Annotated in this window: 9 protein-coding genes; 4 read left to right on the forward strand and 5 right to left on the reverse strand. The window is 67.0% G+C overall.

What is annotated here, in order from left to right; genetic code table 11:
• Positions 1-5: 5 nt before the first annotated feature.
• Positions 6-4,130, forward strand: coding sequence for a SpoIIE family protein phosphatase (locus tag H7K45_RS02915; RefSeq protein WP_263994270.1), 4,125 nt, complete (start codon positions 6-8; stop codon positions 4,128-4,130).
• Positions 4,130-4,459, forward strand: a complete 330-nt coding sequence (locus tag H7K45_RS02920) for an STAS domain-containing protein (RefSeq protein ID WP_263994271.1) — start codon at positions 4,130-4,132, stop codon at positions 4,457-4,459. Before H7K45_RS02915 ends, H7K45_RS02920 begins: the two co-directional genes overlap by 1 nt.
• On the opposite strand, the gene H7K45_RS02925 is transcribed toward H7K45_RS02920, so the two are convergent.
• The 4 genes from H7K45_RS02925 to H7K45_RS02940 all read right to left on the reverse strand — a co-directional run bounded on the left by H7K45_RS02925 (position 4,456) and on the right by H7K45_RS02940 (position 9,742).
• The gene (locus tag H7K45_RS02925; RefSeq protein WP_263994272.1) at positions 4,456-7,374 is read right to left on the reverse strand and encodes an MMPL/RND family transporter; all 2,919 of its coding nucleotides are present in this window, start codon (positions 7,372-7,374) and stop codon (positions 4,456-4,458) included. The genes H7K45_RS02920 and H7K45_RS02925 overlap by 4 nt on opposite strands.
• Complete coding sequence (locus H7K45_RS02930; protein WP_263994273.1) at positions 7,371-7,811, reverse strand: MmpS family transport accessory protein; 441 nt, start codon at positions 7,809-7,811, stop codon at positions 7,371-7,373. Before H7K45_RS02930 ends, H7K45_RS02925 begins: the two co-directional genes overlap by 4 nt.
• Entirely contained in the window at positions 7,811-8,296 is a 486-nt protein-coding gene (locus H7K45_RS02935) for a MarR family transcriptional regulator (protein WP_263994274.1), read from the reverse strand. Before H7K45_RS02935 ends, H7K45_RS02930 begins: the two co-directional genes overlap by 1 nt.
• 213 nt (positions 8,297-8,509) lie before the next feature.
• Positions 8,510-9,742: a cysteine desulfurase-like protein gene (locus H7K45_RS02940; RefSeq protein ID WP_263994275.1), complete on the reverse strand. Its 1,233-nt coding sequence runs from the start codon at positions 9,740-9,742 to the stop codon at positions 8,510-8,512.
• 54 nt (positions 9,743-9,796) lie between these two features.
• On the opposite strand from H7K45_RS02940, the gene H7K45_RS02945 reads away from it, so the two are divergent.
• On the forward strand, positions 9,797-11,092 hold the full coding sequence (locus H7K45_RS02945; RefSeq protein ID WP_263994276.1) for an aspartate aminotransferase family protein: 1,296 nt from the start codon (positions 9,797-9,799) through the stop codon (positions 11,090-11,092).
• A gap of 17 nt (positions 11,093-11,109) precedes the next feature.
• On the opposite strand, the gene H7K45_RS02950 is transcribed toward H7K45_RS02945, so the two are convergent.
• Positions 11,110-12,849: a sigma-54-dependent Fis family transcriptional regulator gene (locus tag H7K45_RS02950; RefSeq protein WP_263994277.1), complete on the reverse strand. Its 1,740-nt coding sequence runs from the start codon at positions 12,847-12,849 to the stop codon at positions 11,110-11,112.
• Positions 12,850-13,071: 222 nt separating this feature from the next.
• On the opposite strand from H7K45_RS02950, the gene H7K45_RS02955 reads away from it, so the two are divergent.
• Positions 13,072-14,697, forward strand: a complete 1,626-nt coding sequence (locus H7K45_RS02955) for a ferritin family protein (protein WP_263994278.1) — start codon at positions 13,072-13,074, stop codon at positions 14,695-14,697.
• Positions 14,698-14,749: the final 52 nt, after the last annotated feature.

Consider the following 14,749-nt stretch of genomic DNA (forward strand, 5'->3'; position numbering starts at 1 on the left):
TTTTCGTGGTCTTCCGCGATGACGACGAGATCGGCCGCGACCTGGCCGTGGTCGACTGGGCGGCCACGCCGCTAGGGCCGCCAGAGCACTGGCCGCAGAGCCTGCGCACCGCCGTCAGCATCCTCCTGGCGTCTCGCTTTCCGATGTGGATGGCCTGGGGACCGGATCTGACGTTCTTCTGCAACGCCGCCTACCGTCGCGACACCCTCGGCAGCAAGTACCCGTGGGCCCTCGGCAGGCCCGCCAGCGAAGTCTGGGAGGAGATTTGGCCGGACATCGGCCCGCGCATCGCGTCGGTCCTCGACACCGGTGAGGCGACCTGGGACGAGGCGCTGCTGCTCTTCCTGGAGAGGTCCGGGTTCTCCGAGGAGACCTACCACACGTTCTCCTACAGCCCGCTGCGCGACGAGGACAGTGGTGTCGTCGGCATGCTGTGCGTCGTCAGCGAGGACACCGACCGGGTGATCGCCGAGCGCCGGATGGCGACGCTGCGCGATTTGGGTTCGGACCCAAGCGTCGTCCGCACCGAGCGTCAGATGCTGGACTTCGTCGCCCGCCAGCTAGCCGGCAACCCCTACGATCTGCCCTTCACGCTGACCTATCTGTTCGACACCGAACCAGGCGCTCGGGAGGCGCATCTGGCCGGGGTCAGCGGTATCGAGACCGACCACCGGGCGGTGCCGCAGACGCTCGCGGCGGACCGACCCGACGTGTGGCCGGCCGCGCAGGCCGCCCGCGGCGAGACGGCGGTGGTGGATCTCGACGGCCCGGCCCTCGGCCTGCCGTCGGGGGCATGGGCCGACCCGCCCGCCAACGCCCTCGTCGTGCCGCTGCTTCAGCAGGGTGGCGCCCCGGTGGGACTGATGGTGGCCGCGCTGAACCGCCATCGCCCGCTCGACGACGGCTACCGCGGATTCGTCGAACTGGTCGCCGGGCATGTCGCCGCGGGCATCGGCAGCGCACGCAGTTACCAGGCCCAGCAGCAGCGTGCCGAGGAACTCGCCGAGCTCGACAGCGCCAAGACCGCATTCTTCTCCAACATCAGCCACGAGTTCCGGACGCCGCTGACGTTGATCCTCGGACCGGTCGACGACTTGCGCGCCCGCGGCGACGAGCTGGATCAGGCCGCCCGGGACGAGCTGGACCTGATCCACCGCAACGGGTTGAGGCTCACCAAGCTCGTCAACACCCTGCTCGACTTCTCCCGAATTCAGGCCGGGCGGATGCAGGCGAGATTCGAGCCCGTCGACCTGTCGGCGGTCACCGCCGAGCTGGCCAGCGTGTTCCGTTCCGCCGTCGACCGGGCTCAGCTGAGCTTCGTGGTCGACTGTCCGCCGCTCGAGCGGCCCGTGTACCTGGACCGCGACATGTGGGAAAAGGTCGTGCTGAATCTGCTGTCCAATGCGCTGAAGTTCACGTTCTCCGGCGCCATCACGGTCCGGGTCCGCGGCGGGGATTCAGGGGCGGTGGTCACCGTCGCCGACACCGGCATCGGGGTGTCGGCAGCCGAGATGCCCCGGCTGTTCGAACGCTTCCACCGCATCGAATCCGCGAAGTCACGCTCGACGGAGGGCAGCGGCATCGGCCTGGCCTTGGTGCGCGAACTCGTCGGGCTGCAGGGTGGCACCATCACCGCCGAGAGCCGGGAGGGCGAGGGGACCACCTTCACCGTGCAGCTGCCCTTCGGCTCGGGACACCTTGCACCAGAGGAACTTTCCTCGTCCGGAGCCAGCGGCACCACCGGCGCCGTGGCGCAACCCTACGTGCAGGAGGCCCTCCGGTGGCTTCCCTCGGATCCGGCGTCGCCCGTGTCCGACGCGCCGTCGGCGGTCGTCACACCCGTGGGTGGAGGCGACGACCCGGTGCGGGTGCTCGTTGCCGACGACAACGCCGACATGCGCGAATACCTCACCAATCTGCTTCGTACGTCCGGATATTCGGTTACGGAGACCAGCGACGGCGTCGAGGCCCTGGAGGCAATCCGCGAGCAGGCTCCCGACATCGTCGTCAGCGACGTGATGATGCCACGGCTCGACGGGCTCGCCCTCTTGGCTGCACTGCGACGAGACCCGAAGACGGCGGCACTTCCCGTCCTGCTGCTGTCGGCCCGCGCGGGCCAGGAAGCCTCGATCGAGGGCCTGCACGCCGGTGCCGACGACTATCTCGTCAAACCGTTCGCGGCGGCGGAGTTGCTTGCCCGCGTGCGGGCCAACGTCGAGCTTGCCAGGTTGCGCAACCACCACGCCCGCTGGCGCATGGCACTGGTGAATTCGCTACAGGAAGCGTTCTTCGTCTGCGACGAGCACGGGGCGGTCATCGAGATCAACACCGCCTTCGTCGACATGCTGGGCTACGGTCCCGCCGGATTGCCGTACCCCGCCATGCACCCGTGGTGGCCGGACGCCGACACCGATCCCGAGGCACATCAGTTGGTGCAGACGGCGTTTCAGGGCTTGCTCGACGAGACGCACGGCACCTTCACGGTACCGGTCACCCACCGCGACGGTCACCGCGTGTGGGTGGCGGTCAACTTCAACCACGCCCAAGATCCCGACACGGCCCGGCGGGTCATGGTGGGCACGTTCCGCGACGTCACGTCCGAGCATTACGCCGTTCAGCGGCAATCCGCCCTGGCGGCGCTCAACCAGCGTCTGGCCCAATCGGATTCGCTCGACGATGCCCTGATTGGAGCCATCGAGGAACTGAAGTCGGTATGGCGGGCCCGGCGCGTACTGGCCGTCGTCTTCCCCAGTGCCGCACCCGAGACGGCTCCGCCGGACGTCGTCTGCGTCGGTGAATCGGTGCAGTGGGCCGATCTGTCCGACGGTCAGCGTGCGTCCATCACCGACGTGCGAGACGCGGGTCTGCTCACCACCTCGGTCGAGGCGACGAACTCCGGCGGTGTCTCCCTGCAGCATCCGCACGGCGTGCTGGTCGTCTGGGTCGAATTGTCCGAACGCCGGCCCTTCGGCCCCCGCGACCACACCCTGCTCGCCGTCCTGGCCGGTCGGCTCGGCCAAGGATTGCACCGCGCCTACCAGCTCGACGAGCAACGCGAGACCGCCGTGGCGCTGCAACACGCCATGCTGGGGCCGGTGAACCTGCCGGCAGGCTTCACCGTGCGCTACCACCCCGCGAGCCAACCTCTGCAGGTCGGCGGTGACTGGTACGACGTCGTCGACCTCGACGACGGCCGGATCGCACTCATCGTCGGCGACTGCGTCGGCCACGGTCTCGGAGCTGCCACCGTCATGGGTCAGCTGCGAAGTGCTTGTCGCGCACTGTTCCTCGAGCAGTCCTCGCCGAGCGCCGTGCTCGCCGGGATGGACCGCTTCGCCGCGCGGCTGCCCGGTGCGCGCTGCACCACGGCCTTCGCCGCGGTGCTCACACTCGTCACCGGTGAGCTCGTCTTCTCCAGTGCGGGGCACCCGCCGCCCATTCTGGTGCTGGCCGACGGCACCACCACCATGCTGGAGGGCGGTCGTGGGTTGCCCCTGGCGGTGCAGCTCGGCCGGACCCGGCCCGAGGTGCGCATGACGATGCCGGCCAGGGCGACGCTGCTGCTCTACACCGACGGCCTGGTGGAGCGTCGCGGCGCGTCCATCGACGACGGCATGGTCCGCGTCGCCGATCTGGTCCGCGGTGGTCGCCGCGACGGTCTCGACGACGTCGCCGATCATCTGATGTCGGAATTGGAGCCCGGCGGTGGCTATCCCGACGACGTGGCTCTCCTGCTGTACCGGCGACCGGGGCCGCTCACGCTGTCCTTCGCTGCCGACGCCGCCCAGCTGGCACCCGTCCGAGATGCGTTGCGCAGCTGGCTCGACCAGGCGGGTGTCGGGACGGAGACGATGCAGGACGTCCTCATCGCCACTGGCGAGGCCGTGTCGAATGCGGTCGAACACGGGCACCGCGACCACCCCGAGGGCGTGGTCTCGCTGACGGCGACCGCCGTCGTCGACGCGCTGCAGATCACGGTGTCCGACACCGGTACCTGGAAGCGGCCCCGGGCCGTCGCCGACATCAGCCGCGGTCGGGGCATCGCCCTCATGCAAGGCCTGATGCAGGACTTTTCCATCGTCTCCGGGGATGTCGGCACGACAGTCTCCATGCACGCGAGGATCAACTGATGGCCACACCGTTGACCGTGAACACCGACCGCGACGCCGACGGGGCGCCGCGGGTCGTCGCCGAGGGCGAGATCGACCTCAGCAACATCGCCGTGTTCACCGAGGCGCTCGCCGAAGCGAGCGCCGGCACCCGGCACCCCATCACCGTCGACATGAGCGGGGTCAAGTACCTCGACAGCGCAGGCATCAACGCCTTGTTCGACCACGCCGACGAGGTCGACCGCCTCCGCCTCATCGTGCACCCATTCTTGATCCGCGTGCTCACCATCAGCGGCCTCAGCGAGGTCGCGGTGGTGGAGGCGGCCACCCCGCCTGCTGCGGGCGCCTAACTCGGCACTGGTACCGGCGCGGTGTCGGTGTCGTCGCTCGCCGCAGGCGGCGGCGTCTTGCGAAAGTGGTTGTCGCCCCGGGGGTAGACCACCAGCGGCCACCAGAACCACCGGCCCAGGAGCGTGGCGATCGACGGCATCAGCAGCGATCGCACGATGAACGTGTCCACCAGCAAGCCGATCGCGATCGTCGAGCCCATCTGGGCCAGCACCACCAGCTTGCTGAACATCATCGCGGCCATGGTGGCGGCGAAGACCAGACCGGCCGAGGTCACCACGCCGCCGGTGCCCGCCATCGAGCGGATGATGCCGGTCTTGAGGCCCGCGTGAATCTCGTCCTTGAACCGCGACACGAGCAGCAGGTTGTAGTCCGAGCCGACCGCCAGCAGGATGATCACCGACATCAGCATCACCAGCCACTGGATCGGCTTGCCGAAGAGGTCCTGCCACAACAGAACCGAGATGCCGAACGACGCGGCGATCGAGCTGGCCGCCGTGGTCACGATGACCAGCGCGGCCACCGCACTTCGGGTCAGGATGATCATGATCATGAAGATCAGCGTCAACGCCGACACCACTGCGATCATGAGGTCGTACTTGGCCCCGTCCGCCATGTCCCGATACGTGGCCGCGACGCCGCCGAGATAGATCTTGGCGTCCGACAGCGATGACATCTTCAGTGCATCCTGGGCGGCCTTGCGCTCGGAGTCGACCCTGGCGATGCCGTCGACGGTGGCGGGGTCGCCCTCGTGGGTGATGAACATCCGGGCGGACTTGCCGTCCGGGGAGAGGAACATCGCCAAGCCGCGCTTGAAGTCCGGGTTCTGGAAGGCCTCGGGCGGCAGGAAGAAGAGGTCGTCGTTCTTGGCGTTGTCGAACGCCGCTCCCATCGCGAGCGCGGTGTCGTTGGACGCCTCCATTTGGTCCAGCAACGCCTTCTGCGAGTTGTACGACGCCAATGCGAGATCACGGCTTTGCTTCATCGTCGCGAGCGTCTGGGGCAGCAGCGCGGTCAACTTCGGTGCCAACGCGGCCAATTGGTCGGTATTCCCTTGTACCGCACCGGTCCGGTCGGTCAACTCGTCGATGCCGTCCAGTGAGTCGAACAGGGAGCGGATGGCAGAGCACAGCGGGATGTCGAAGCAGTGCGGCTCCCAGTAGAAGTAGGCGCGCATCGGCCGGAACGTGTCGTCGAAGTTGGCGATGTTGTCGCGCAGTTTCTCGGTCGTGGCGAGCAGGTCCCGGGACTTGTCCGCCGAGTCCTGGGTGAGCCGCGTCTGCTGCAGCGAGAGTTGGTACTGCTGTTCCAGGATGGCGATCGACGCGTTGGTCGAGTCGATCGTCCGCAACTGGTCGGCCAGCTGCGCACGTTGGAACGGCAGGTTCATGTTGCTCGTCTGACCCGAGACGCTCGTCTGGAACGGAATCGAGCTGTGCTGGATCGGGATTCCCAACGGTCGGGTGATGCTCTGCACCATGGCGATGCCGTCGGTGTGCATGACGTTGCGCGCCACCGCGTTGAGCACCAGCATGTCGGCGGGATTGCGCATGTCGTGCTCGGAGTTGACCATCAGGATGTCGGGGTTCATCCGAGCCTGGGAGAAATGTCGGTCGGCGGCGGCGAACCCGACGTTGGTCGGCGCATCCTTGGGTAGGTAGTACTGGTCGTTGTAGGCAGGCTTGTAGCCGGGAATGGCGACGATGCCAATCAGCACCACGAACAGGCTGACGACGAATATCGGTGCGGGCCAACGGACCACCGCCGTGCCGACCTTGCGCCAGAAGCGACTCTGGGCGGGCCGCTTGGACTCGTAGAGGCCGACCTTGCTGCCCAGGAACAGCACCGCCGGGCCCAGGGTCACGGCGATCACGACGACGACGATCATCCCGATCGCCACGGGAGCGCCCATGGTGCTGAAGTAGGGCAGCCGGCAGAAGCTGAGGCAGTAGGTGGCGCCGGCGATCGTCATGCCCGAGCCCACGATGACGGGGGCGACGGACTTGAACGTGGCGTAATAGGAGTCGTCCCGGTCCAATCCCATGGCCCGGTCTTCTCGATAGCGCCCGAAGATGAAGATGCCGTAGTCGGTGGCCGCGGCAATCGCCAGCATCGTCAGGATGTTGCCCGCGAAGGTGGTCAGGCCGAAGGCGCCGTTGGTGGCGAGCACCGAGACCACACCGCGCGCGGTGAGGAGCCCGAGGAAGGTCAGGAACAGCTGAACGAGCGTGGTGCGGATCGACCGGTAGACGATCAACAGCATGAGCGCGATCGCGGCCAGGGTGATCAGTGTGATCTGGGCCAGGCTGGCGTTGCCGATGACGTGCAGATCGTCGGTGAGGGCGGCGGGTCCGGCGACGTAGGCCTGCACGCCGGGCGGGGCCTTGGTCTCGGCGATCACCTTGCGGACGAAGTCGACGCCCTCGTTGGCCAGCGTCTGGCCCTGCTCGCCGGCGAGGTTGATCATCACGTAGGACGCCTTGCCGTCGGAGCTCTGCGCTCCTGCCGCGGTGAGCGTGTCACCCCAGAAGTCCTGAATGTGCTGGATGTGTTCGGGATCGGTCTGCAGCTTCTTGATGATCGCGTTGTAGTAGTCGTGCGCGTCCGGGCCTAGCGGCTGCTGGCCCTCGATCACGACCATCACGGTGCTGTTGGAGTTGAACTCCTTGAAGTTGCCGCCCATCAACTTCATCGACGTCATCGACGGAGCGTCCTCGGGAGCCATTGGCGCCGAGTGCAATTCGCCGACGACCTCGAGCTGGGGGGCTAGCACGTTCACCAGCACGGCCACCACGACCCAGAACAGCACGATCGGGACGGAGAACAGGCGGATGGCGTGTGGCAGGTAGGGCCGTTTGGGCCGGCTGCCGTCTCCGGACGGGGTCTGGGCCGGTGCGTCCGGCGTCGCGTGGGTCATGCCGACTTCACCAGGCAGTAGGTCTGAGCCTCGATTCCGTTGGCGGCCTGCTCTTCACGGACGATTCCGTTCACGGTGACTCGGCATCCAATCTGATCTCCGTCGGCCCGCGCCATCAGGTTGGCGCTGACGGTCGGCAACGTGGTCGACAGGGTGACCGACCACGGCAGTGACGCCGTGATCGTGTGGACGTTGGCGTCCGGATCGAAGTAGCTGATGAGTGCCGTATCGCCGGGTGCTCCGTACACGTCGTAGACCATCACCTTTGGGTTGAACTGCACGATCTCGATGCCCGAGCCCGCATTGGCGTTGAGGTTCTGCGAGGCGAACTGACCGTGCAGGCGGTACACGACGAGACCGGAGACGGCGAGCACCACGATCAGGACGAGGGGAATCCACAACACCTTGAGGCCACGGCCGATCGGATTGTTCTTCACTACAACGCCTTCCGCTGATCGTCGTGAGATGAGGCATCCGCCTCGGCGGCGAGTCGCACGAGAATGGGCAGGGCGACCCGAGCCGAAAGGTGCAATGCGTTGCGATCCTCGGCGCTGAGGGTCTCCAGCAGTTCGGCGAGTCGTTCGCGGCGCGACCGTCTGCGGACGGCGACGGCGTCCTGCCCCAGTTCGGTGATGCCGACGAGCGTGACCCGCCCGTCCTCGGGACACGCTATCCGGGCCACGAAGCCCTGCCGTTCCAGCCTCGTGATCAGCTGCGTCATCGACGGCTGGCTGATGCCTTCCTTGGCCGCCAGGGTGGTCAGGCGCAACGGACCCTCCCGGCACAGCCGGTTCACGACGAACAACGCCGAAGCGCTCATGTCGGTGCGGTCGGTCAGGAATCGTGCGGTGAGATCCACGGCTTGGTCGAGGAGGCCGCCGACGCCGTCACTGGCGCTGCGGTCGTCGGGCTGCTCGGGCACCCGCTAGATATATCATGCCGCCTATGTAGTCGCGAACCGACGACGGATACGGGTTGCCTCCACCGGTCTTACAGGCCACCCGTCGAGCAACGCCTCACCCGGTGCATCGCCGTAGAACACAGCGCAGGTGGGGCTTTCACTCACGATGATCGAGTCGAGTCGGCGAGCGATTCGGCGAGGTGAACACGTCGCCCACCCGTTCCATACTGTGTCCTATGTATTGCTCGCCGACACCACGTCGGCGAGCGACCGGAGCAGCCGGTCGACCTCGTCACCCGTGGTGTACGGCGCCAGGCCGATCCGCAGCCCGCCGGCGTCACCGAGCCCGAGCCGCCGGGACGCCTCGTAGGCGTAGAACGACCCGGCCGGTGCATTGATTCCATGCTCGGCCAGCGCGACGCTGACGTCGGCGACGTCGTGCGCGGCAAAGGTCAGCAGCAGCGTCGGCGTTCGTCGCAGCGCCCGTGAGTGCACCGTCACACCCGTCAGATCCGCCAACCCCAGCTCGAGTCGACGGCGGAGGTGCTCCTCGTGGGCTTCCAGTGCTCCCAGGCTCGTCACGAGGCGCTCCCGGCGTGACCCGATCGCTGGCGTCAGACCCGCGAGGAAGTCGACCGCGGCGGTCGCACCCGCCATCACTTCGTAGGGCAGCGTGCCGAGTTCGAAGCGTTCGGGCACCTGGCCGGTCGACGGCAGCAGCTTGGCGGGACGCAACTCCTCGAGGAGGTCACGGCGGCCGACCACCACACCGCAGTGCGGGCCTAGAAACTTGTATGGCGAGCAGGCGAAGAAGTCGGCACCCAGCTCGGCGACGTCGACGATCCCGTGCGCCGTGTAGTGCACCCCGTCGACGAACACCAATGCGCCTGCCTCGTGGGCCAATTCGGCGATGGCTCGCACGTCGGGCATCGTTCCGATCAGGTTGGACGCCGCGGTCACCGCGACCAGCCGCGTGCGAGCCGTCAGCTGCGCCGCGACGGCGGCCACGTCGAGTTCGGAGGTGTCGGGGTCGAAGTCCGCCCAGCGCACGGTCGCGCCGGCCGCCTCGGCGACGATCACCCACGGCCGCACGTTGGCGTCGTGGTCGAGTCGCGTCACGACGATCTCGTCACCGGGGCGCCACCCAGCCGACAGGGTGCGCGACAGGTCGAAGGTCAGCGCGGTCATGCTGCGCCCGAAGATCACCTCGCCTGGGTCCGCGCCGAGCAGATCGGCCAGCGCGGCCCGGCACGCGACGACGATTGCCTCGGAGTTGCGCGCCGCAGCCGTCACGTGGCCGCGGTTGGCCATCGGCGCGAGCATCGCGTCGCGGACGGCGTCGGCCACGGCGACCGGTGTCTGCGAGCCCCCTGGCCCGTCGAAGAACGCGGTGCCGCCGTCGAGGGCGGGAAAGCTGGCGCGAACCGCCTCGACGTCGTAGGCGGTGGTGTCGCGGGTGCCGGTCACCACCGAAGTCTGGCCCACCGCGGGTTTCCGCGCATGCGGCGGCATACTCGTGTCGTGGACACCGCCAAGTTCTGGACCGACGCCGAGCACCACCTGATCCGCTACGGGGGCACCTTCGTTCCGCGGATCATCGAGCGGGCGAGCGGAAGTCACGTGTACGACGAACGCGGCAGGGCCATCCTCGACTTCACCTCGGGGCAGATGAGTTCGGTGCTGGGGCACTCCCATCCCGACGTCGTCGCCACGGTGTCGTCGGCGGTGGCGACCCTCGACCACCTCTACAGCGGAATGCTCAGTGAGCCGGTGGTGGAGCTGTCGGTCGAGCTCGCCGCCACCCTGCCCGACTCGTTGACCAAGGTGCTGCTGCTCACCACCGGCGCCGAATCCAACGAAGCCGCGATCAAGATGGCCAAGCTGTTCACCGGCAAGTACGAGATCGTGTCCTTCGACCGGTCGTGGCACGGCATGACCTCGGGTGCGGCGTCGGCGACGTTCAGCGCGGGGCGCCGCGGCTACGGGCCGCCAATGCCGGGAAATCTGACGCTGCCGACCCCCAACGCCTACCGGTCGCCGTTCCGGCACTCCGACGGCAGTCACGATTGGCGCACCGAACTGGAGTACGGCTTCTCGATCGTCGACGCGCAGTCCGCGGGCAGCCTCGCCGCCTGCCTCGTCGAGCCAATCCTGTCCTCGGGCGGCATCATCGACCCGCCGCCGGGGTATCTGGCTCGGCTCAAGGAACTCTGCGTGGAGCGCGGAATACTGCTGATCCTCGACGAGGCGCAGACCGGAATCGGTCGTACGGGAACGATGTACGCCTTTCAGCGCGACGGCGTCGTCCCGGATCTGCTGACGCTGTCGAAGACCCTCGGGGCCGGTCTGCCGGTGGCCGCCGTCGTCACGTCCGACGAGATCGAGTCCGTCTGCCATGACCGCGGTTTCCTGTTCTTCACCACCCACGTGTCGGATCCATTGGCCGCCTCGGTCGCGTCGACGGTGCTGACGGTGGTGCAGCGCGACGGGCTCGTCGACCGGGCCGAACAGCTCGGGCGCCATCTCGCCACCAGGCTGGCCGCGCTGCGCGACGAGCACGACCAGGTCGGCGACGTGCGCGGGCGGGGACTGTTGCAAGGCATCGAGCTGGTGGCCGACAAGGTGAGCAAGGCTCCCGCCGACGACCTCGGAGCCAAGGTCACCGCCGAGTGCCTCGAGCGCGGGTTGCACATGAACATCGTGCAGCTACCTGGCATGGGCGGCATCTTCCGCATCGCCCCGCCGCTGACCATCACCGATGCCGACCTCGACGCGGGGGTGGACATCCTCGCCGACTCGCTCGCGGCCTGCCTGTAGTCAGTCGCCGTGGGTCGTCAGACGATCCCGAAGTCCCTGATCTTGCGGTAGATGGTGGCGCGTGACATGCCCAAGGCCTCCGCGGCGTCGGCCTTGTTGCCGTCGTTTTCCTGCAGACTGCGGACGATGGCGTCGCGTTCCAAGGCCTCGAGCCGGGTGAGCTTGCGGCGGGATACCGAGCGGCATTCGTCGGGCAATTTGTCGATCCCGATGAGACCCGAGCGTTGACGGGTGAGCGTCTCGGCGATGACGTCGTGCAATTGGGAGATGTTGCCGGGCCACGGCAGCTTGCTCAGCTGGCGCATTGCTTCGCCGTTCAACGTGGCTTGGCCGCGCGTCATGTCGCGGAGCAGCATCGGAACCAGCTCCTCGAGATCTTCGATCCGGTGACGTAGCGCCGGCACGGTGACGGTGTGCGTGAAGAAGGGCAGGACGAGCATGTCCACCAGCGGCGAGTTGCGTTCGCTGCTGGTGGTCGCCGCGATCCAGCCGCGGCCGGCGCGCGTCTGAAGGATCCCGGCAAGGGGGTCGAGGACCTCGTCGGGAAGTTCGTCGACGTCGGCGACGATCACTGCGAAGTCCGGTGCCTCGGTCTCCAGAGCGACGTTCTCGATGAATTCTCGCGCAGTGTCGAAGGATTCGAGGTGCAGCACCGGAATGTCACGTTCTGGGCTGACGTAGTGCGCCACCGAATGAACGAGATGCTTTCGGCCCGAACCGTGCTCGCCCTCGACGACGACCCACTCACGGTCGCGATAGCAGCGCTCGACTTGCTGGCAGCTGCGTCTGAAGGAACTGCTTCGGCCTGCCAGGCGCGGGATGGCGTAGGTCCCACGCACATGGTCGCTCCCGTCGAAGTGAACCGACACGTGGAAGACCACGCCGTTGACGCGGACCCCGACCGCGATGCGCTCCGCCGCCGAGATCTTCGCCGAAGCCCCGCTGGGCAGGGTCGCCAACGCCGTCGAGGTGAACGTGGATCTCGTCAGCTCGGCGGCGTGGTCCAGGAGCACCGTTTGATCGGCGGCATCGAGGACCTGCCGCAGATAGCGGTTCATCAGGACCACGTCACCTCCCATCGCGAGCACTCCGGCGGGGTAACGACGACTCTGCTTCAGGTAGGCCTCCAGCAGTGCGGTCTCGGTCTCGTAGTTCATGGACCGGATGCGGTCCTCGATCTGACTGCCCGCACTCTTGGCGAGCACGAAGAGCAGCGGATCGGCCTGACGTGCCCAGCACGTCAGGTCGACGACGCCGAGGATGCGCCGGGTGACGGGTTCGCGGATGAGTGCACCCGCACATGCCAGCTGCCCCAAGGTGCCGACGTAGTGCTCGCTGCCCCGGATGAAGGCCGGATGACCGGTCTCCAAGGCCGTGCCGATGCCGTTGGTGCCCGCGAACTCCTCGGCATAGCTGTACCCGCGGGCCAGTCGTACGTCGTCGAGCATCCGTTCGATCTCGGCGTCGGCGGCGATGCGGTCCAACACCAGACCATCTGCCGAGGTGAGCACCACGCTGACGGCCTGAGCGGACAGGTCTTCGGCCATGCGGCGCAGGACGGGAGCGGCGGCGTGCACCAGTGGGGTGTCGGTGTCCGGTTCGCGTACGTAGGGAAGGTCGACGCGATCGGGGTGCACCTGGAGGTCTCGAGAACGCCGCCACGAGTTGAGCACGTCGGGTGACACCGCGTCGCCTGTCAGGGCGCCTGCAGACAGGAACTGATCTCGGGCGCGTTCGGTGGCGGCGGGTTCGACCATCACGGCTGTCCTCGGTCATGCACGTCGGCTGTGGCTGCAGCCTAAGGACGCCCAGGGTCGGGGCGTCTCAATTCGAGAATCTAGACGCCTGCTCGAGACAAAACCGGCGACCGCCCATCTCGTCTCAAGATGAGACACATGTGGCCTGCGCCACACGGTTCTATCAGGGGCGCGTCGTCCCCGCACTGGCGGATGACCGGCCCATCTATCAGGAGGCTCGAGTTGAGCAGACAAAGCCTGACCAAGGCACACGCCAAGATCAGTGAACTGACCTGGGAGCCGACGTTCGCCACGCCGGCGACCCGCTTCGGTACGGACTACACCTTCGAGAAGGCGCCCAAGAAGGACCCGCTCAAGCAGATCATGCGGTCCTACTTCTCGATGGAGGAGGAGAAGGACAACCGCGTCTACGGCGCGATGGACGGCGCGATCCGCGGCAACATGTTTCGCCAGGTGCAGCAGCGCTGGCTGGAGTGGCAGAAGTTGTTTCTGTCGATCATCCCCTTCCCGGAGATCTCCGCGGCCCGCGCGATGCCGATGGCGATCGACGCCGTACCCAACCCCGAGATTCACAACGGCCTCGCGGTGCAGATGATCGACGAGGTACGGCACTCCACGATTCAGATGAATCTCAAGAAGCTGTACATGAACAACTACATCGACCCGGCCGGGTTCGACATGACGGAGAAGGCGTTCGCGAACAACTACGCGGGCACCATCGGCCGCCAGTTCGGTGAGGGCTTCATCACCGGTGACGCGATCACCGCGGCGAACGTCTACCTCACCGTCGTCGCCGAAACCGCCTTCACCAACACCCTGTTCGTCGCCATGCCGGACGAGGCGGCGGCCAACGGCGACTATCTGCTGCCAACCGTGTTCCACTCGGTGCAGTCCGACGAGTCCCGGCACATCTCCAACGGCTACTCGATCCTGCTGATGGCGTTGGCCGACGAGCGCAACCGTCCGCTGCTCGAGCGCGATCTGCGCTACGCCTGGTGGAACAACCACTGCGTGGTGGACGCCGCCATCGGCACCTTCATCGAGTACGGCACCAAGGACCGCCGCAAGGACCGGGAGAGCTACGCCGAGATGTGGCGACGCTGGATCTACGACGACTACTACCGCAGTTACCTTCTGCCACTGGAGAAGTACGGCCTCACGATCCCGCACGACCTGGTCGAGGAGGCGTGGAAGCGCATCACCGAGAAGGGCTACGTGCACGAGGTCGCCCGGTTCTTCGCCACCGGTTGGCCGGTCAACTACTGGCGCATCGACACCATGACCGACACCGACTTCGAATGGTTCGAGCACAAGTACCCAGGCTGGTACTCGAAGTACGGCACGTGGTGGGAGGCCTACAACCGCCTCGCCTACCCCGGCCGCAACAAGCCGATCGCCTTCGAAGAGGTCGGGTACCAGTACCCGCACCGCTGCTGGACGTGCATGGTGCCCGCACTCATCCGCGAGGACATGATCGTCGAGAAGGTCGACGGGCAGTGGAAGACGTATTGCTCCGAGACCTGCTACTGGACCGACGCAGTCGCCTTCCGCAGCGAGTACGAAGGCCGTGACACCCCGAACATGGGGCGTCTCACCGGATTCCGTGAGTGGGAGACCCTGCACCACGGCAAGGACCTCGCCGACATCGTCTCCGATCTGGGTTACGTCCGCGACGACGGCAAGACGCTGGTGGGTCAGCCGCACCTGAATCTGGATCCGTCGAAGATGTGGACCCTGGACGACGTGCGCGGCAACACGTTCAACAGCCCCAACGTGCTGCTGAACCAGATGTCGGACGCCGAACGGGAAGCTCACGTCGCGGCCTACCGCGCCGGCGCGACGGTCTAACCCACCCGATTTCGGCGTGATTGGCGGCTGACCGCCGCCAATCACGCCGACA

It is taken from the genome of Mycobacterium yunnanensis (genome assembly GCF_025823185.1).
Taxonomy (GTDB): Bacteria; Actinomycetota; Actinomycetes; order Mycobacteriales; family Mycobacteriaceae; genus Mycobacterium; species Mycobacterium yunnanensis.

What these genes read in the sequence shown, in the direction of transcription:
- H7K45_RS02925 (WP_263994272.1), bottom strand. Translation starts at nt 7,374, where the DNA reads ATGACCCACGCGACGCCGGACGCACCGGCCCAGACCCCGTCCGGAGAC.
- H7K45_RS02950 (WP_263994277.1), bottom strand. Translation starts at nt 12,849, where the DNA reads ATGGTCGAACCCGCCGCCACCGAACGCGCCCGAGATCAGTTCCTGTCT.
- H7K45_RS02920 (WP_263994271.1), top strand. Translation starts at nt 4,130, where the DNA reads ATGGCCACACCGTTGACCGTGAACACCGACCGCGACGCCGACGGGGCG.